Source organism: Massilia sp. S19_KUP03_FR1, assembly GCF_036688685.1.
Lineage (GTDB): Bacteria > Pseudomonadota > Gammaproteobacteria > Burkholderiales > Burkholderiaceae_D > JALYUM01.
On record NZ_JAQQPS010000002.1, the window covers coordinates 326,557 to 344,158 of the forward strand.

General features: G+C 62.9%; 17 protein-coding genes. 11 read left to right on the forward strand and 6 right to left on the reverse strand.

What is annotated here, in order from left to right:
• The first annotated feature begins 161 nt into the window (after nucleotides 1-161).
• The 8 genes from modA to V6M87_RS03220 all read left to right on the forward strand — a co-directional run bounded on the left by modA (nucleotide 162) and on the right by V6M87_RS03220 (nucleotide 9,113).
• Nucleotides 162-905 (forward strand): molybdate ABC transporter substrate-binding protein, encoded by a 744-nt coding sequence (gene modA / locus V6M87_RS03185; protein WP_332848276.1) that lies wholly within the window; start codon nucleotides 162-164, stop codon nucleotides 903-905.
• Between the two features lie 3 nt (nucleotides 906-908).
• Nucleotides 909-1,583, forward strand: coding sequence for a molybdate ABC transporter permease subunit (gene modB, locus V6M87_RS03190; RefSeq protein WP_332848277.1), 675 nt, complete (start codon nucleotides 909-911; stop codon nucleotides 1,581-1,583).
• On the forward strand, nucleotides 1,580-2,665 hold the full coding sequence (gene modC / locus V6M87_RS03195; protein WP_332848278.1) for a molybdenum ABC transporter ATP-binding protein: 1,086 nt from the start codon (nucleotides 1,580-1,582) through the stop codon (nucleotides 2,663-2,665). The genes modB and modC overlap by 4 nt, the downstream gene beginning before the upstream one ends.
• A 7-nt stretch (nucleotides 2,666-2,672) precedes the next feature.
• The gene (locus V6M87_RS03200; protein WP_332848279.1) at nucleotides 2,673-3,032 is read left to right on the forward strand and encodes a winged helix-turn-helix domain-containing protein; all 360 of its coding nucleotides are present in this window, start codon (nucleotides 2,673-2,675) and stop codon (nucleotides 3,030-3,032) included.
• A gap of 74 nt (nucleotides 3,033-3,106) precedes the next feature.
• Nucleotides 3,107-5,191 (forward strand): TonB-dependent receptor, encoded by a 2,085-nt coding sequence (locus V6M87_RS03205; protein ID WP_442920545.1) that lies wholly within the window; start codon nucleotides 3,107-3,109, stop codon nucleotides 5,189-5,191.
• 24 nt (nucleotides 5,192-5,215) lie between these two features.
• Nucleotides 5,216-5,599, forward strand: coding sequence for a DUF2946 domain-containing protein (locus tag V6M87_RS03210; protein WP_332848280.1), 384 nt, complete (start codon nucleotides 5,216-5,218; stop codon nucleotides 5,597-5,599).
• 99 nt (nucleotides 5,600-5,698) lie between these two features.
• Entirely contained in the window at nucleotides 5,699-7,759 is a 2,061-nt protein-coding gene (locus V6M87_RS03215; protein ID WP_332848281.1) for a TonB-dependent receptor, read from the forward strand.
• Between the two features lie 4 nt (nucleotides 7,760-7,763).
• Nucleotides 7,764-9,113, forward strand: a complete 1,350-nt coding sequence (locus V6M87_RS03220; RefSeq protein WP_332848282.1) for a PepSY-associated TM helix domain-containing protein — start codon at nucleotides 7,764-7,766, stop codon at nucleotides 9,111-9,113.
• Here V6M87_RS03220 and nikR read toward each other — a convergent pair.
• The 6 genes from nikR to V6M87_RS03250 form a co-directional block, all read right to left on the reverse strand.
• Nucleotides 9,098-9,556: a nickel-responsive transcriptional regulator NikR gene (gene nikR, locus V6M87_RS03225; RefSeq protein WP_332848283.1), complete on the reverse strand. Its 459-nt coding sequence runs from the start codon at nucleotides 9,554-9,556 to the stop codon at nucleotides 9,098-9,100. The genes V6M87_RS03220 and nikR overlap by 16 nt on opposite strands.
• A 41-nt stretch (nucleotides 9,557-9,597) precedes the next feature.
• On the reverse strand, nucleotides 9,598-9,906 hold the full coding sequence (locus tag V6M87_RS03230) for a DUF1272 domain-containing protein (RefSeq protein WP_332848284.1): 309 nt from the start codon (nucleotides 9,904-9,906) through the stop codon (nucleotides 9,598-9,600).
• A gap of 57 nt (nucleotides 9,907-9,963) precedes the next feature.
• Nucleotides 9,964-12,672 (reverse strand): aconitate hydratase AcnA, encoded by a 2,709-nt coding sequence (gene acnA, locus V6M87_RS03235; protein ID WP_332848285.1) that lies wholly within the window; start codon nucleotides 12,670-12,672, stop codon nucleotides 9,964-9,966.
• Nucleotides 12,673-12,846: 174 nt separating this feature from the next.
• A complete protein-coding gene (locus tag V6M87_RS03240; RefSeq protein ID WP_332848286.1) occupies nucleotides 12,847-13,350 on the reverse strand; it encodes a hypothetical protein in 504 nt (167 codons plus the stop codon).
• Nucleotides 13,347-14,351, reverse strand: a complete 1,005-nt coding sequence (locus tag V6M87_RS03245; RefSeq protein ID WP_332848287.1) for an HpcH/HpaI aldolase/citrate lyase family protein — start codon at nucleotides 14,349-14,351, stop codon at nucleotides 13,347-13,349. Before V6M87_RS03245 ends, V6M87_RS03240 begins: the two co-directional genes overlap by 4 nt.
• A 180-nt stretch (nucleotides 14,352-14,531) precedes the next feature.
• Nucleotides 14,532-15,521 (reverse strand): malate dehydrogenase, encoded by a 990-nt coding sequence (locus V6M87_RS03250; RefSeq protein ID WP_332848288.1) that lies wholly within the window; start codon nucleotides 15,519-15,521, stop codon nucleotides 14,532-14,534.
• A gap of 262 nt (nucleotides 15,522-15,783) precedes the next feature.
• On the opposite strand from V6M87_RS03250, the gene V6M87_RS03255 reads away from it, so the two are divergent.
• From V6M87_RS03255 to sdhD, 3 genes are all read left to right on the forward strand, one after another.
• Nucleotides 15,784-16,575 (forward strand): GntR family transcriptional regulator, encoded by a 792-nt coding sequence (locus tag V6M87_RS03255; RefSeq protein ID WP_332848289.1) that lies wholly within the window; start codon nucleotides 15,784-15,786, stop codon nucleotides 16,573-16,575.
• A 243-nt stretch (nucleotides 16,576-16,818) separates the two neighbouring features.
• Complete coding sequence (gene sdhC / locus V6M87_RS03260) at nucleotides 16,819-17,229, forward strand: succinate dehydrogenase, cytochrome b556 subunit (RefSeq protein WP_442920546.1); 411 nt, start codon at nucleotides 16,819-16,821, stop codon at nucleotides 17,227-17,229.
• Between the two features lie 2 nt (nucleotides 17,230-17,231).
• Nucleotides 17,232-17,600: a succinate dehydrogenase, hydrophobic membrane anchor protein gene (gene sdhD, locus V6M87_RS03265; protein WP_332848291.1), complete on the forward strand. Its 369-nt coding sequence runs from the start codon at nucleotides 17,232-17,234 to the stop codon at nucleotides 17,598-17,600.
• The last annotated feature ends 2 nt before the right edge of the window (nucleotides 17,601-17,602 follow it).

Genomic DNA, 17,602 nt, shown 5'->3' on the forward strand with positions numbered 1-17,602 from the left:
GAAGTTTGCGGATCGGTGTCCTGGGCGTGCTTTTCAAGCGGATGCCATATTGTAGTTGATTCACGTCGGCGCGTTACCTTGTGTGTGCCAACGCGCTGTCAAACTGGCATCCTCTGGCTTCTCGCTATATACTCAGGAATATATCGCGCACCGGAGCTTTCATGTACCGTCTTGCCTTGCTGCTGTTTGCCGCGGCCGTTTCCATGCCCGCGTTCGCCGATGAAGTGAGCGTGGCTGTCGCCGCCAATTTCACGGCGCCGATGAAAGTCATCGCCGCCCAATTCGAAAAAGACACCGGCCACAAGGTCCTCGCTTCCTACGGCGCCACCGGCAAATTCTATGCGCAGATCCGCAACGGGGCGCCGTTTGACATCCTGCTGGCCGCCGACGATGCCACCCCGGCCAAACTGGACCAGGAAAGCGCCACCGCACCGAACACGCGCTTCACCTACGCCATTGGCAAACTTGTGCTGTGGAGTGCGCAGGCGGGCGTGGTCGACGCCAAAGGCGATGTGCTGAAAACCGGCAAATTCGACCATCTGGCCGTGGCCAATCCAAAGCTGGCGCCGTACGGTCTGGCCGCCGTCGAAACGCTGCAGAAGCTGAACCTGCTCACCACATGGCAAGCCAAATTCGTCACCGGCGAAAACATTGGTCAAACCTACCAGTTCGTCGCCAGTGGCGCCGCGTCACTGGGGTTTGTCGCCATGTCGCAAGTGTATGAAGGCAACAAGCTGAAAAGCGGCTCGGCCTGGATGGTGCCATCACACCTGTACAGCCCGATTCGCCAGGATGCCGTTGTTCTCAGCAGGGGCGGCAACAAGCCGGCGGTGGCTGCCTTCGTCACCTTCCTCAAGGGCGATGCGGCAAAAGCGATCATCCGCTCCTACGGCTACGGTCTGTAAGCCATGCTCGATGCCGAAGACTGGGGCGCGATCTGGCTGACCCTGAAGCTGGCCACGCTGGTCACGCTGTTGCTGCTGCTGATCGGCACGCCGCTGGCGTGGTGGCTGGCGCGCACCCGCTCGCGCCTGAAAAACGCGATCGGCGCCGTGGTCGCGCTGCCGCTGGTGCTGCCGCCTTCGGTACTCGGTTTCTATCTGCTGGTGACCATGGGGCCGCACGGCCCCATCGGTCACCTGACCCAGTGGCTGGGCATTGGCTTGCTGCCGTTTACCTTCCCCGGCCTGGTGCTCGGCTCGCTGCTGTATTCGATGCCGTTCGTGATCCAGCCGCTGCAGAACGCCTTCGAGGCCATCGGCGCGCGCCCGCTGGAAGTGGCCGCCACCTTGCGCGCCAGTCCGCTCGACACCTTTTTTCACGTCGTGCTGCCGCTGGCCAAACCGGGTTTCATTACCGCCGCCACGCTCGGCTTTGCCCACACCATCGGTGAATTCGGCGTGGTGCTGATGATTGGCGGGAATGTGCCGAACGTCACGCGCGTGGTGTCGGTGCAAATCTATGGCCACGTCGAAGCGCTCGAATATGCCCAGGCGCACTGGCTGGCCGGCGGCATGCTGGTGCTCAGTTTTATTGCATTGCTGCTGCTGTACACCTTCAATCCGACCCGGACGCCCAAATGATCAAGCTCGGCTGCGATGTGGCCCGCACGGGCTTTTCCATGCACGTGGACCTCGCACTGCCGGGGCGCGGCGTAACCGCGCTGTTCGGTCATTCCGGCTCCGGCAAGACCACCATCCTGCGCGCCGTCGCCGGTCTCGAGCGCCATGCCAACGGCTACCTCGAGGTCAATGGGGCGCTCTGGCAGGACGATGCGCGCGGCCTGTTCGTGCCGACGCACCAGCGCGCACTCGGCTATGTGTTCCAGGAAGCGAGCCTGTTTACCCACCTGTCGGTGCGTGGCAACCTCGATTTCGTGCTGAAACGCACGACCAACAAAGGCACGGCCCTGTTCGACCACGTGCTGGCCTTGCTCGGCATCGAACACTTGCTGGAACGGGCCACGCCTGATTTGTCCGGTGGCGAGCGCCAGCGCGTGGCCATCGCCCGGGCGCTGTTGACGCAGCCAACGATTCTGCTGATGGATGAGCCGCTGGCGGCCCTGGACGCGCGTCGCAAGGAAGAGGTGCTGCCCTACCTGGAGCGCATCCACGCCGAGCTGGATATCCCGATGCTGTACGTCAGCCACGCGGCCGAAGAGGTGGCGCGCCTGGCCGACCACGTGGTCCTGCTCGGGAACGGCAAGGTGCTGGCCAGTGGACCGGCCGCCGATACGCTGGCGCGTCTGGACCTGGCGGACGGCCTGGCAATTGACGCCGGTGTGCTGGTCGAAGGCGTCGTGCATGGCATCGACGCGGCATATGGACTGGTGCACCTGCAGGCGGCGGGCGCCACCTGGTACGTCGCGCACGCCGCACTGGCGCTGGGCACGCAGCTGCGCCTGCGCGTGCTCGCGCGCGACGTCAGCCTGGCGCTGGCGCGGCCAGAGGACAGCTCGGTGCTGAACCTGGTGCAGGCGAAGGTGGTGGCCACCTGGCCGGCGAATACGCCGGCCCACGTCATCGTCAAGCTCGACGCCGCCGGCACGGCGCTGCTGGCGCGCATCACGCGGCGCTCGTACGACCAGCTGCACCTCGAGATTGGCAAGCCAGTCTGGGCGCAGGTAAAAGCCGTGGCCTTGCTATCGATAAAACCCGGACCATGAGGACAAGATGACGATGCGGATCGATGTAAAAGTGCGCGTGCGTGCCGGCGACGAGATTGCCATGGGCCCAGGCAAGGCCGACCTGCTCGACGCGATTGGCGCCACCGGCTCGATCAGCGCCGCCGCGCGCAGCATGAATATGTCGTACCGGCGCGCCTGGCTGCTGGTGGACGTGATGAACCGCAGCTTCCGCGCGCCACTGGTGATCGGCGCAGCCGGCGGTCATCAGGGCGGCGGCGCCGGCGTGACCGAGACCGGGCGCGCGGTGCTGGCCGCCTTCCGTGCCATGGAAGCGGCCAGCACGGCGGCGGTAGCGGCCCATGCGGCGGCGCTGGCCAGCCTGCTGCGCGGCGCGCCTGGCGAATAAATTCTTGAAACGTTGAATCTGTTATCGGCTTGTCCACGTACAAGTGTATGATGAATAAAAAAATCGTCATACACATGGAAGACACCACGATGCCGCCTTGTATTATCAGAACTCCCGTTTGCCTGGCGCTGGCCGCCCTGTTCAGCACACCGGCGCTGGCCGACGATGCGCCTGCCGCGCCCCTCAATACCGTTGTCGTCGCAGGTTCGCGCGCCTCGCAGCTGGGCGTGGCGGAAAGCGCCAGTGCCGGGATTGTCACCCAGAAGCAGCTTGAGGCGCGCACGGTGTACCGCCCTGGTGAATTGCTGGAAGTGACACCCGGCCTGATCGTCAGCCAGCACAGCGGAGAAGGCAAGGCCAACCAGTTTTATCTGCGCGGTATCAACCTGGACCATGGTACCGACCTGCGCACCAGCGTCGACGGGATGCTGGTCAACCAGCGCACCCACGCGCACGGGCAGGGCTGGACCGATGTGAACTTCATGATTCCGGAGCTGTCGTCTTACCTGGAATACGCCAAGGGACCGTACAGCGCGGAGCAGGGCGATTTCGCCTCGGCCGGCGCGGTGAGCGTGCATTACGCGAATACCCTGGCGCAGGGCATTGCCAGCGTCGGCATCGGCCAGAATGGCTACGGCCGCACCCTGATCGCCGACTCGCCGCAAGTTGGCAACGGTAATCTGCTGTACGCACTGGAGCTGTTCAAGAACGATGGCCCGTTCGTCAACAAGGACAAATACCGCAAACTGAACGGCGTGCTGCGTTACAGCGAGGGTAGCGAGACGAATGGCTTCAACGTCAGCCTGATGGCCTACAAGGCGCACTGGAACGCCACCGACCAAGTGCCGCAGCGCGCGCTCGAGAATGGGCAGCTGGCCAGCCGCTTCGACACCATCGACCCCACCGACGGGGGCGAGGCGCACCGTTACAGCCTGTCCGGCGCGTGGATCCGCACTGACGCCGACAGCAGCACGAAGGTCAACGCTTACGTGGTTCAGAACCAGCTCGACCTGTACTCGAATTTTACGTATTTCCTCGATCACCCGGACACCGGCGACCAGTTCGAGCAGCCCGACCGCCGCATCACGCTGGGTCTGAACGCGTCGCACGCGTGGCGCGCGCAGCTGTTCAACCGGGCATCCGAGACGGTGCTCGGTCTGCAGCTGCAGAGCGACGATATCCACAACGGTTTGTATGACACCCAGGCGCGCGTGCGCACTGCGACCACGCGCGAGGATCACGTGCGCGAACGCAGCGCCGGCCTGTATGCGCAGAACGCCATCGTCTGGCAACCGTGGTTTCGCACGGTGCTGGGCGCGCGCGCAGATTATGTCCACAACGATGTGACGAGCGCGCTGCCGGTCAATTCCGGTCGCGCCAGCGGGCACCAGTTCAGCCCGAAAGCCGCGTTTATTTTTGGCCCGTGGGACAAGACCGAGTTTTACGTCAACCTGGGGCGCGGCTTTCACAGCAACGATGCGCGCGGCACCACGATCCGGGTCGACCCGAAAAATCCGGACACGGCGGCCACCCGCGAAGCGCCGCTGGTTGCCTCAAAAGGGCTGGAGCTGGGCGCGCGCAGTGAACTGGTGCGCGGCCTGCAAACCAGCCTGGCGCTGTTCCAGCTCGATTACGATTCGGAGCTGCTGTTTGCCGGCGACGCTGGTTCCACGGCCGACACCGGCCGCCCGAGCCGGCGGCGCGGGTTAGAGCTGTCGAACTACTACAAGCTGGCCAACTGGCTGACGGTCGACGCCGACCTCGCCTACGCGCGCACGCGCTATCGCGACAGCGACCCGGCCGGCCGCTTCATACCCGGCTCGATCGAAGGGGTGGCGTCGCTGGCGCTCACGGTCGATAACGTCGGGCCGTGGTTCGGGGCGCTGCAGCTGCGCTACTTCGGGCCACGCCCGCTGATTGAAGACAACAGCGTGCGCTCGCGCGCGACCGGGACCGTCAACGGGCGCATCGGCTACAAGCTGGCGCCGAACCTGCGCCTGGCGCTCGAGGTGTACAACCTGACTGACCGGCGCGATTCGGCCATCGATTATTACTACCAGTCGCGCTTGCCAGGTGAAGCGGCCGAGGGACGCATGGACATCCACTTCCATCCGGTCGAATCACGCTCGGTACGCCTGAACCTGGTGGCGAACTTCTAGGCGGCGCTGGCTTATAATCCCGGTATGTATCGGAGCGCGAAAAGGTGGAGTGCCTGCGCATGGATCGCCATCATGGCCATCCTGTTTAACGCGCTCGTCCCGGTGCTCTCGCATGCCCGCGCCAACGCCGGCGCAGCGGCCGCGCAAGTCGAAATTTGTACTGCGATGGGCGTGACGATGGTGGCTATCCCAGGCGACAAGCCCGACCCGGGCCAACTGGCCAAGGGCATGAACCACTGCGCCTGGTGCGCCACCCACGCCGGCTCGTTCGGACTCCCGCCGCAGTCGGTCACGCTGTTTGCCGTGCTGGGCGGACACGATGTGTACCCGAGCTTATTCTTTCAATCGCCTTCCCCCCTGCCTGCCTGGAGCGTCGCGCAAGCGCGCGCGCCGCCTGCCGCCGTCTGATTTTTCTGCTCTTTTCCTGACGTTCGCCTGCGCGACCGGCACACCCGTACCGTGGTCGTGCCCGGCGCCGTCATTCCCCATGCATTTTTGGAAAACCATATGAATCATTACGCCGCATCCCAGGCACTCCCCATCCTCATCGCGCTTGCCGTACCGGCATGGGCCGTCGAGCAGCCCGTACCCACTGTCACCGTCCACGGCGACGCCGCCAGCGACGACCAGGCCGACAGCACCAGCCGCACCACCATCCCGCTCAAGGACCTCGCGGCATCGATCCAGGTCGTGCCGCGCGAACTGCTGCGCGAGCGCGGCGTCACCCGCACCGACCAGCTGCTCGACAACGTCAGCGGCGTGCTGGCCGAAGCGAGTTACGGCGGCAATGGCGCCACCTTCTTCAATATCCGCGGCTTCAGCGAAAACAATGGCTTGCGCGACGGCTTTCGCAACTACGGCTACCTGGCGTTTCGCGACGTGCAGAACATCGAGCGCGTGGAAGTGTTCAAGGGCCCGGCCGGCGCCCTGTATGGCGGCGTGGGCGCCATCGGCGGCTACGTGAATACGGTGTCGAAGCGCCCGCAGCAGGCCAATTTCGGCGACGCCGGCCTGACCCTTGGCACGGCCGGCCTGGCGCGCACCACGCTGGACGTCAACCGGATGCTGGAGAACGGTGTCACCGTGCGTCTGAATGGTGCGCTCGACAAGAATAGCGGCTTTCGCGATGACACCGGCACCCGCTCCTGGTCGCTGGCGCCGTCGATCAGCTGGGTCAATAGCGCCGGTACCTCGCTCACGCTCCTTACCGAGTTCAATCACCTCGAGCGCGACGCCTTCGATTTTGGCGTGCCGAATATCCCGCGCTACCAGGACCTGGCGCGCACCCGCTATTACGGCGACAGTGGCGACTTCGGCAAGAACGACACCCAGGCGGCCACGCTGCTGTTCGAGCATGCACTGAACGACCAATGGCGCGCGCGCCTGTCGGCGCATGTCAGCCACGCGCACCAGCTGTCGCAGCAAAGCTTCCCCGATCTGTTTTCGTATGCTGGTGGCAGTCTGCTCGATTATTCGGTGTACAGCGGCGCCAACGAATCGTCGAAGCAGGTTGACGTTCAGGCCGAGCTGGTGGGCAAGGTGGTCGTGGCCGGGATGCAGCACGCGATCCTGGCCGGGATCGATTACGGCTACCTGGCGCAGGGCGGGGCAGGGTCGGCAGTATCGGCGCTGACGCTCGACCTGTTCGACCCGCGCGACGTGTCGACGCTTGCGCCGGTTGCGGCCGCGGGTCCGTATCACGAGGCGCGCGGCAAGGACCTGGGTGTCTACGTCCAGGATCTGATCGCTATCGCGCCGCAGTTCAAGCTGCACCTGGGGCTGCGCGCCGACCGCTTCGACAATCGCGAACTGCTGGGCGATGCGCAAACCGCGCGCGGCGGCCAGAACGCCATCTCCCCGCGCGTGGGACTGGTATGGCAGCCGAACGGGCGCACTTCGTTCTTCACCGACTGGAGCCGCAGCCACGCGCCGAACGTTGCGCACAGCATCACCAACAGCACCTACGACGCCGAAGTCGGCCAGCAAGTCGAAGCGGGCGTGAAGCAGGAAATCATCAGGAATCGCCTGCATGCCTCGCTGGCCGTGTTCGATCTGAAGCGCGCCAACATGCTCACCAACGACCCGCTCGACCCGACCCGCCAGGTGCTCACCGGCCGCCAGAACAGCCGCGGCGTGGAGTTCGATATCGCCGGCACCGTTGCGCCAGGCTGGAAAGTGATCGGCGCTTACACCTGGCTCGATGCCGTCGTGAAAAGCGATACCAGCCTGCCAATCGGCGACGCCTTGTCGAACGTGCCGCGCCACCATGCCAGCGTGTGGAGCACCCATGAATTGCAGAACGGCGCCTGGAAAGGGCTGGGCTTCGGGGCCGGCGTTTATTATGTTGGCGCGCGCGAGGCGAACCTGCCGAATATCTACCGCCTGCCGGGCTATGCGCGTGTTGACGCGTCGCTGTCCTACCGCAGCGGCCCGTGGCGCACGCAGCTCAATGTCGCCAACCTGTTCAACCGGCGCTACGTGAGCGGCGGCGCGGCCAGCGTCTTCAATTACGCGCTGGCACCCAGCCAGCCGCTCGCGGCGCAGCTGACGCTGGCCTACCATTTCTAAACAGATGAACACCTCGGCCCTGTACCGCCGCATCTGGCGCTGGCATTTTTTTGCCGGCGTGTTGTGTGTGCCGTTCATCCTGTCGCTGGCGATGACCGGTGCGCTGTACCTGTTCAACCGGCAGATCGATGACCTGGTGTACGGCCCCACGCTGCTGCGCCAGTCCGCTGGCGCGAGTCAGGCGCCGGCGCGCCTCATCGCGCAAGCCGTGGCGGCGTATCCCGGGCAGCCGGCCGCCATCACGCTGCCTTCCGACACCCGCCACAATGCGCAGGTCGACGTGGTCCGCGCCGGCGGCACGCTGCAGGTATTCGTCGACCCCGGCACCGGCAAGGTGGCCAACGCCGTCGAGGAAGGCTCGCGCATCATGACGGTCGTCAAGCACATCCACTCGCTGGCCATCGTCGGCAGCGCCGGTCAGGTGCTCATTGAAATCGTGGCCGGCTGGATCATCGTGCTGATCGCGACCGGCACGTGGCTGTGGTGGCCGCGCGGGCGCACGGTCGGCGTGGTGTCGATTCGCCCGCACGCGCAGGGCCGGACCTGGTGGCGCGACCTGCATGCGGTCACTGGCGCGTTCGGTGGCATCGTGATCCTGTTTCTGGCGCTGACCGGTATGCCGTGGTCGGTGGTGTGGGGGACGAATGTGAATGCCTGGCTGACGGCGCACGGCCTCGGCGTGCCGGTCGGGATGTGGGTCGGCGTGCCGAAGTCGGATTTATCGGCCAGTGCGCTTGGCACGCTGCCGTGGGCGCAGCAGCAGGATGCGCTGCCGGCCTCGATGGATGCGCATGCGCTGCACCACGGGATGCACATGGAAATGGCCATGGCGCCGGCCGGACTGGGTGTCGATGCAATCGCGGCCCGCGTGGCCAGCCTGAACGTCACTGGCGGCTACCGCCTGGCGCTGCCGCGCGACGCGCGCGGCGTCTACAGCATGATCCAGCTGCCCGGGCCGGTGGAGCAGCAGCGGGTGGTCCACTTCGACCAGTACAGCGGGCGCGTGTTGCTGGACATTGGCGGCGGCAATATCGGCGCCGTCGGACGCGTCACCGAATGGGGCGTTGCGGTGCACCAGGGAGTTCAGTATGGCTGGCCGAACCTGCTGGTCATGCTGGCAGGGTGCCTGGCGTTGATATGCCTGTGCGTCAGCGGGATCGTCGTCTGGTGGAAGCGCCGGCCAGTCGGCAAGCTGGCTGCGCCGCCGCGCAAGGACGGCGACCGGCTGGCGAAAGGCGTGCTGGTCATCGCCGTCGTGCTGGGTTGCGTGTTTCCGTTGCTGGGGGCGTCGATGCTGGCGGTGCTGCTGATCGATGCGCTGGTTAGCCGGTTGAGGGTTCAGGAGCCCGGCTGAAAATGCCGGTGCTGGTGCACGCCCAGCGATGGGGTATCGAGGTGCAGCGGCACCATGTGGACATTCCCGTGGCGCACGCCGTTCTGCGCCACCAGCACCTTGCCGAAGGCATCGACATCGCGGTATTTGCCGCGCAGGATGACGGTTTCCAGGCAGTTGGCGTGGTCCAGCACAACGTGGGTGGCCGAAACACATAAATCGTGGTGGTCGTGGCGCAGGGCGGCCAGGCGCATGGCCAGGTCGCGCTCGTGGAAATTGTAGATGTAGGTGACGGTGGCGACGCCGTGCAACGCGGTCCAGCCGGAACTTTTGCGCTCGTCTTCGATGCGTGCGCGCAGCAGGTCGCGGAAGGCTTCCGAACGGTTTTCGTAGCCGTGCCGTTCGATCAGGTCGTCGAATTGCTGGGCCAGTTCTTCGTTGACTGAAATGGTAATGCGCCGCATCGTGCCGCCGTGGGAGTGTAAGCAGACGCTAGGATAAACGATTAGCGCTGTTCCGGCGCGATCGCTTTGATGGCCGCCGCAAACGCCGCATGCGCGACCGGATCGACCGGCCGATGCTTGACCGTCGTACTGGCCGCATCATTGCCGAGGTAATTGTTGTTCTTCCAGTTCCGGGCCGGCCGCAGCGGGCGCGGGGCAAAACCGCCGGCGCAGTTGGGGCAGACGTTGGCCAGAACCGTATCGACGCAGTGGGCGCAGAAGGTGCATTCGTAAGAGCAGATACGGGCGTCCGTCGCGGCGGGTGGCAGGGACTTGTTGCAGTGTTCGCAGGTAGGGCGCAATTCGAGCATCGTTTTCCTTTTCTCCAGACGAAAAAAAAGCGCCGGACGCATCCGGCGCTTTGCTTTTTACGCAGCGAGCAGCTGGCGCAGCACGAATGGCAGAATGCCGCCGTGTTTGTAGTAATCGACTTCGATCGGGGTGTCGATACGCAGCAGCACGACCACTTCGCGCACTTCGCCGTTGGCGCGGTGGATGATGAGGGTTGCCAGTTGCTGTGGCTTGATCTCGCCTTCCAGGCCCTTCAGGTCGAACGTTTCGTCGCCCACGATGCCCAGCGTCTGCACGCTGTCGTCGCCAACGAATTGCAGTGGCAGCACGCCCATGCCGACCAGGTTCGAGCGGTGGATGCGCTCGAACGAACGGCAGATGACCGCTTTTACGCCCAGCAGCTGGGTGCCCTTGGCAGCCCAGTCACGCGACGAGCCGGTGCCGTACTCTTCACCGCCGAACACCATGGTCGGGGTACCCGCTGCGACGTACTTCATCGCCGCGTCGTAGATCGACATCTGTTCGCCGTCCGGCTGGTGCAGCGTGATGCCGCCTTCGACTGCCGAGCCGTCTTCCTTGGCCGGAATCATGCGGTTTTTAATCCGCACGTTGGCAAAGGTGCCGCGCATCATGATTTCATGGTTGCCGCGACGCGAGCCGTACGAGTTGAAGTCGGCTTTCAGGACGCCGTGCGCCTTCAGCCATTTGCCGGCAGGGCCCGACTCCTGGATCGAACCAGCAGGGGAGATGTGGTCGGTGGTGATCGAATCGCCGAACACGCCCAGTGCGCGCGCGCCAGTGATGCCGGTGGCGGCCGCTTTTGGCGTCATCGTGAAGTCGGCGAAGAACGGCGGCTCGGCGATGTAGGTCGATTCAGGCCAGTTGTAGACTTGCCCTTCGACGGTCGAGACGTGCTCCCACAGCTTGCCCGGGTTGCCCTTGACGTCGGCGTAGTTCGATTTGAACACGTCCGAGTTCATGGCGAACTTCATCAGGTCGGCGATTTCTTTCGAGGTCGGCCAGATGTCGCCCAGGTAGACATCGACGCCATTCGCATCCTTGCCCACAGGCTCGCTCATCAGGTCGCGCGTCATGTTGCCGGCGATGGCGTAAGCGACCACCAGCGGTGGCGACGCCAGGAAGTTGGAACGGATGTTCGGGTGGATCCGCGCTTCAAAGTTACGGTTGCCCGACAGCACAGCCGAGGCGACGATGTCGTTGTCGGTGATCGCGGCGTTCAGTTCCGGGGTCAGGTCGCCGGCATTGCCGATGCAGGTGGTGCAGCCGTAGGCGGTGACACCAAAGCCCAGTTTTTCCAGGTAAGGCAGCAGGCCGGCAGCGGTCAGGTATTCGGTGACCACGCGCGAGCCAGGGGCCAGCGAGCTCTTGATGTGTGGCGCTACCGTCAGGCCGCGCTCGACAGCTTTTTTCGCCAGCAAACCGGCAGCGATCATCACGCTCGGGTTCGAGGTGTTGGTGCACGAGGTGATTGCCGCGATCAGCACGTCGCCGTTTTTCACGCGCACGTTGTTGGTCGTGGTGTACACCTTGTTCAGGTCGTCAGGCGACTTGTTGAAACCGTTTTCGGTGGTTGGCTTCGAGAACAGTTCGGTGAAGTTGTTTTTGACGTTGCCCAGCTCGATACGGTCCTGTGGACGCTTCGGGCCCGCCAGCGATGGCGTGACGGTGGCCAGGTCGAGCGAAACCACGCGGGTGTAGTCGATGTCGCCTTCTTGTGGCACGCCGTACAGGTTCTGCGCCTTGAAGTAATTCTGGAAGGCGGTGATTTCGGTCTCGGTGCGGCCGGTGCCCTTGAAGTACTCGACCGTTTCGTCGTCCACCGGGAAGAAGCCCATGGTCGCGCCGTATTCCGGTGCCATGTTGCCGATGGTTGCGCGGTCGGTCAGCGACAAGGTGGCGGTACCGGCGCCGAAGAATTCGACGAACTTGCCGACGACTTTTTCTTTGCGCAGCAATTCGGTGATGGTGAGAACCAGGTCGGTCGCGGTGCAGCCTTCGCGCAATTTGCCGGTGAGGTTCACGCCGATGACGTCTGGCGTCAGGAAGTACACTGGCTGGCCCAGCATGCCGGCTTCGGCCTCGATGCCGCCCACGCCCCAGCCGACCACGCCGATGCCGTTGATCATGGTGGTGTGCGAGTCGGTGCCGACCAACGTATCAGGGTAGTACACGCCGCCTGCGTTGTGCACGCCGCGCGCCAGGTATTCCAGGTTGACCTGGTGGACAATGCCGAAGCCTGGTGGCACGACGCCGAAGGTGTCGAACGCCTGCATGCCCCATTTCATGAACTGGTAGCGCTCGTTGTTGCGCGAGAATTCCAGCTTCATGTTCAGGTCCAGCGCGCCTGGTTCACGGTAGTGGTCGATCGTGACCGAGTGGTCGACGACCAGGTCGACCGGGACCAGCGGCTCGATATTCTTTGGGTTCATGCCCATTTTGCTGGCGACGTTGCGCATCGCGGCCAGGTCGGCCAGCAGTGGCACGCCGGTGAAGTCTTGCAGCACGACGCGCGCGACGACGAATGGAATCTCGTCGGTACGGGCCGCGTTCGCGCCCCAGCTCGCCAACTGCTTGACGTGTTCTTCAGTAACTTTTTTGCCGTCGCAATTACGCAGCACCGACTCAAGCACGATACGAATCGACACGGGCAGGCGCGACAGGTTCACGCCCAGGCTCTCGGCCAGTGCCGGCAGAGAGTAATACTGGCCGCTCTGGCCTGGCGCTAACGGGAATTCCTTCAGCGTGTTCAACGTGTTACGGGACATAAGCTCTCCTTCGGTGATGTTTTGTTTTTACTCGGTTGTTGCTGCGACTGCCTTAGTGGCGATTACTGCTTGTCTGGTGCTGCGTGTTCGGTGCTACATGTCCGGTGTTGCACGTCGCTTGCGTTTGAGCAAGCGACGCTGTTGCGTCGCTGTTGCGTCGCTGTTGCGTGCTACTTACGATTTGCCGCCCACTGGCGTCGAGGTCATCACCGACTTGTTCTGGTCGGCATTGCGGCACTCATTGGCCAGCTGGCGGTTGGCTTTCGAGTCGAGCAACATGCTCTTCGCGGGAATGCCGATCCAGACCAGGCCAGCGCTGGTGTTTTCGAAGCGGCTGGCGCCGGTGGAGGTGCCCACGCGCGTCATGCGGTGCAGGCGCTTTTTCCAGCGCAGCGCCATTTGCGACGAATCGTTTTCCATGGTGTAGATGGTCACCTTGTTGCCGAGTTCGCAGGCGTAATCGACCGTGATGGTATCGGCGATTTCCGGTTCTGGCTCGGACGACGCCAGGGCGTGCTCTTCTTCCGCGGCGGCGACTTTCTTGCCCTTGGCCTTTTTGGCTTTGACGACTTTTTCTGCCTTTGGATGGGTATCCGCAGCACTGCTGGTGGCGCACAGGCTGAACGCTGCGAGCGCAAATGCGCAGGCAGCAAAATAACGGTTCGTTTGGGAGGTCATGGGAGGGGTTCCGGTTGATTGACGAGTGCAGCAGCCGCATCTGGCAGGCTCAGGCCGGCCAGCTTCGCGCGCTGCAGTACCGTCCAATAGTAGCGGTAGCTGGCGCGGTCGTGCAAGCGGCCGTTCTGGGCAATCGGGCCCCAATTCGCGCTTGCCGCGTCGGTCAACACATTGGTCGCTTCGTTGACTTCGGACAGGCGCGGCGTGAACGCTTTGACGATCGGTTTGACCTGATCAGGGTGGATGCTCCACATGCGCGTGAAGCCGAATTCGGCCCCGGCGCGCTGGGCATCGTTGGCCACCACGGCACTGTCTTTGATATCGGTGGTGACATTGTGCGAAGGGATCTTGCCGTGCGCATGGCAGGCAGCAACCATTTCCAGCTTGGCGCGCACCACCAGCGGGTGGGTAAACTGGCCCGGCGTGCGCATCGCGCTGGCGGGAATCGCGCCGTAGTGGGACGAGACAAAATCCATGATGCCGAACGACAGGCATTCGACCTGCGGCAGGGCCGCGATGTCCCAGGCGTCACGCAGCGCGCCATGGGTTTCGATCAAGATATGCACCGGTAAATGGGTGCGTCCGGCGCCATTTGCATAGCGGTTCAGCACCTCCAGCGCAAGAGTAACATCTTGTAAGCTGTTGGCTTTAGGCAACACAACATACGCAAGGCGGGTCGCCACCTGACCACCGGCTGCGCCGACGATGGTGGCGAGGTCGGTGACGAAATGCGGACTGTGCACATCGTGCACGCGCACGCCGATGCGGTTGTAGCGGTTATGGATGCTGTCGATCAGGCTGGCGACCATCTCGGCGTGGACCAGTTCCTGTCCGCTTGCTGCGCCATCTTCGCAATCGAAGGTGATGTCGAAGTGGGGGCCAAGCTCTTGTTGCAGGGTCATCGACTTGCGCATCAGCTTTTCCGAGCCGGCGTAGTGATCGCAGGCGGGAAGGAGCAGCGGCTGGCGTTTGCCCTGGAATAAAACCTCGGATGGGTGCATGTTTACTCAGTGTTGATTGTGTTTGCGGCGAAAGCACCGCAAACCTCGTCATTCCGGCGCAAGTCGGAACCCATGCTGCGCTGAGAGAACGGTACTCTCGGTTCAGTACGGATCCCGGTCTGCACCGGGATGACGGTCTTGCGGGCGGCGGCTAAAAATGAAGCCGCCTGGTGCTGCTACTTAAGCCAGCAGATGCGCCACGCCGTCACGCTCTTCTGTCAGCTCTTTCAGCGTCAGGTTGATGCGTTCCTGCGAGAAGGCGTCGATCGGCAGACCTTGCACGATGCTGTACTCGCCGTTTTCCACGGTGACCGGGAAGCCGAACATGGTGCCTTCAGGAATGCCGTACAAACCATCCGACGGGATACCCATCGTGGTCCATTTGCCGGCGGTGCCCAGGTGCCAGTCGTGCATGTGATCGATGGCGGCGTTGGCAGCCGAAGCTGCCGACGACAAACCACGCGCTTCGATAATGGCGGCGCCGCGCTTGCCGACGGTCGGCAGGAAGGTGTCTTTATTCCATGCGTCGTCGTTGATCATGTCTTTCACCGACGCACCGTCGATGGTGGCGAAACGGTAGTCCGCGTACATGGTTGGCGAGTGGTTGCCCCAAACGGCCAGTTTTTCGATCGATGCGACTGGTTTGCCGGTTTTGCTGGCCACTTGCGACAACGCGCGGTTGTGGTCCAGGCGCAGCATGGCGGTGAAGTTTTTCGCTGGCAGCGATGGGGCCGACTTCATGGCGATGTAGGCGTTGGTGTTGGCCGGGTTGCCGACCACCAGCACGCGCACGTCACGCGAAGCGACCGCGTCGAGCGCCTTGCCTTGTACGGTGAAGATCTGGGCATTGGCTTCGAGCAGGTCTTTACGCTCCATGCCAGGGCCGCGTGGACGGGCGCCGACCAGCAGGGCGAAATCGACATCCTTGAAAGCGGTCATTGGATCGGCGTGGGCGGTCATGCCGGCCAGCAGCGGGAAGGCGCAGTCGTCGATTTCCATCATGACGCCCTTGAGCGCTTTCTGTGCTTTTTCGTCGGCGATTTCCAGCAGTTGCAGGATGACGGGCTGGTCTTTGCCGAGCATGTCGCCGTTGGCGATGCGGAACAGCAGTGAGTAGCCGATCTGGCCGGCGGCGCCGGTGACAGCAACGCGCAGTGGGGTTTTAGCCATGTTGAATCTCCAAAAGAATTAGGAAAAGAAAACGGTCGACGCCGTTGTGAACCATGCAACGCAACTGACCTTCGCAGGTCCTACAAATAGCAATGATACCAAATCGTCAGGCCGCGCACGCGTCGGCGGCCAAGCCGGATCGACCGCGAGTGTAGGCTCCTCAAGTGTATCTGTCAATTACATCATATGTCTTATATAAGACAGAAGTTTATGGTGTCGAATGCTGGACGGGCAGGGCGGTTTTGTGGTGAAATTGCGCCTTATGAATCCCGTCCCCGACTCTCCGGTTGTCCCTGGTCCTGCCAACGCCGGTGTTGCGAATCCGTCCGCCACGACGGCGCCGACTTTTTCTCCGCTGTACCAGCAGATCAAGGCGCTCCTCACGCAAAGCCTGCAGGCGGGTGAATGGAAGCCGGGCGAGCTGATCCCCAGTGAAGTCGAGCTGGCGGCGCGCTTCAAAGTGAGCCAGGGCACGGTGCGCAAGGCCATCGATGAGCTGTCGAATGAAAATCTGGTGGTGCGCCGCCAGGGCAAGGGCACCTTCGTGTCGACCCATCACGAGGAGCGCGCCCATTTCCGCTTCCTGAAACTGATGCCGGACGAAGGCGTGCCGGTGCATCCGGACAACCGCATCCTCGAAGTCAAGCGCCTGCGCGCGCCGGCCGAGGTGGCGCGGCTGCTCGATCTGAAGTCGGGCGACGGCGTCGTGTATATCAAGCGGCTGATGTCGTTTGCGGGGGCACCGACCATCCTGGAGGAATTGTGGCTGCCGGGAACCCTGTTCAAGGGACTGACGGCGGAAAAGCTGGAAGAGTACAAGGGGCCGATGTATGGCCTGTTCGAGTCCGAATTCGGCACGCGCATGATCCGGGCCACCGAAAAGATCCGCGCGCTGGCCGCCGACGCGGCGACCGCGGCGCAACTGCAGGTAGCAAGCGGCACGCCGCTGCTGTGCGCAGAGCGGGTCAGCTTTACCTATGGAGACAAGGCAGTGGAGTTGCGCCGCGGGTTGTATCTGACGGCGCACCATCATTACCAGAACGAGTTGTCGTAGTGCCATTTGCGTTGTTGGTAAATAACTACTCGCAGTTATAACAAACCATGGTGCAATACAGCAAAACATGTGCTTGAGGCGTAAAATAGCGCCGATTGCATGTAATAACGAACGAACCTGCAGTCGCCGTACCTGTCCCGCTATTATCTTCATGGGGACGTGGGTGCGGCCTGTTAAATAGGCGAAGATTGCGGGTTCACTAAATATTGTCAGTTTAAGGGGAGGTGCAGTATGTCCGAAGCCGTGAAAGAGGTTCCTAAAAAGGAGCGGCCGGTGTTCCGTAATACTAATATTACAGAGCTCAGCAATTACCGTATGCCGCCATCGGCGATCGTGTCCATCCTGCACCGCATCAGCGGCGCCGGCATGTTCCTGATGCTGCCATTCCTGCTGTATTTGTTCCAGTTGAGCTTGCTGTCGGAATCGACCTTCATGCAATTCAAGGGCGTGCTGGAGCATCCGGTCGCCAAGATCCTGGTGCTGGGCCTGTCGTGGGCTTACCTGCACCACTTCTGCGCTGGCGTGCGTCACCTGTTCATGGACAACCACTTTGCGCTCGACAAAGACGGCTCGCGCATGACCGCCAAGAGCGTGCTGATCGTAAGCTTGCTGCTGACCGTCGCGGTTGGCCTGAAACTGTTCGGAGTATTTTAATCATGGCATCCAAAAACAACATCGGCCAGAATCGTCTCGTCGTCGGCGCCCACTATGGCCTGCGCGACTGGCTGGCCCAACGCCTCACCGCCATCGTCATGGCGATCTACACCGTTGTGCTGCTGGGTCTGTTCCTGACCGGCCAAAACTTTTCGTATGAAGGCTGGGCTGGCCTGTTTGCCCGGCAATGGTTCAAACTGTTCACGATGGTCACCCTGTTCGGCCTGTTTTATCACGCCTGGGTCGGCATGCGCGACATCTCGATGGACTATTGCAAGAAAGCCGGCCTGCGCCTGATCCTGCAAGTCGTCGTCGTCGTGTGGTTGCTCGCCTGCGCCACGTGGACGGTACAAATTCTCTGGAGCGTGTAATC

Coding starts and splice junctions, on each gene's coding strand:
- modA (WP_332848276.1), top strand. CDS start 162: ATGTACCGTCTTGCCTTGCTGCTGTTTGCCGCGGCCGTTTCCATGCCC.
- modB (WP_332848277.1), top strand. CDS start 909: ATGCTCGATGCCGAAGACTGGGGCGCGATCTGGCTGACCCTGAAGCTG.
- modC (WP_332848278.1), top strand. CDS start 1,580: ATGATCAAGCTCGGCTGCGATGTGGCCCGCACGGGCTTTTCCATGCAC.
- V6M87_RS03200 (WP_332848279.1), top strand. CDS start 2,673: ATGACGATGCGGATCGATGTAAAAGTGCGCGTGCGTGCCGGCGACGAG.
- V6M87_RS03205 (WP_442920545.1), top strand. CDS start 3,107: ATGGAAGACACCACGATGCCGCCTTGTATTATCAGAACTCCCGTTTGC.
- V6M87_RS03210 (WP_332848280.1), top strand. CDS start 5,216: ATGTATCGGAGCGCGAAAAGGTGGAGTGCCTGCGCATGGATCGCCATC.
- V6M87_RS03215 (WP_332848281.1), top strand. CDS start 5,699: ATGAATCATTACGCCGCATCCCAGGCACTCCCCATCCTCATCGCGCTT.
- V6M87_RS03220 (WP_332848282.1), top strand. CDS start 7,764: ATGAACACCTCGGCCCTGTACCGCCGCATCTGGCGCTGGCATTTTTTT.
- nikR (WP_332848283.1), bottom strand. CDS start 9,556: ATGCGGCGCATTACCATTTCAGTCAACGAAGAACTGGCCCAGCAATTC.
- V6M87_RS03230 (WP_332848284.1), bottom strand. CDS start 9,906: ATGCTCGAATTGCGCCCTACCTGCGAACACTGCAACAAGTCCCTGCCA.
- acnA (WP_332848285.1), bottom strand. CDS start 12,672: ATGTCCCGTAACACGTTGAACACGCTGAAGGAATTCCCGTTAGCGCCA.
- V6M87_RS03240 (WP_332848286.1), bottom strand. CDS start 13,350: ATGACCTCCCAAACGAACCGTTATTTTGCTGCCTGCGCATTTGCGCTC.
- V6M87_RS03245 (WP_332848287.1), bottom strand. CDS start 14,351: ATGCACCCATCCGAGGTTTTATTCCAGGGCAAACGCCAGCCGCTGCTC.
- V6M87_RS03250 (WP_332848288.1), bottom strand. CDS start 15,521: ATGGCTAAAACCCCACTGCGCGTTGCTGTCACCGGCGCCGCCGGCCAG.
- V6M87_RS03255 (WP_332848289.1), top strand. CDS start 15,784: ATGAATCCCGTCCCCGACTCTCCGGTTGTCCCTGGTCCTGCCAACGCC.
- sdhD (WP_332848291.1), top strand. CDS start 17,232: ATGGCATCCAAAAACAACATCGGCCAGAATCGTCTCGTCGTCGGCGCC.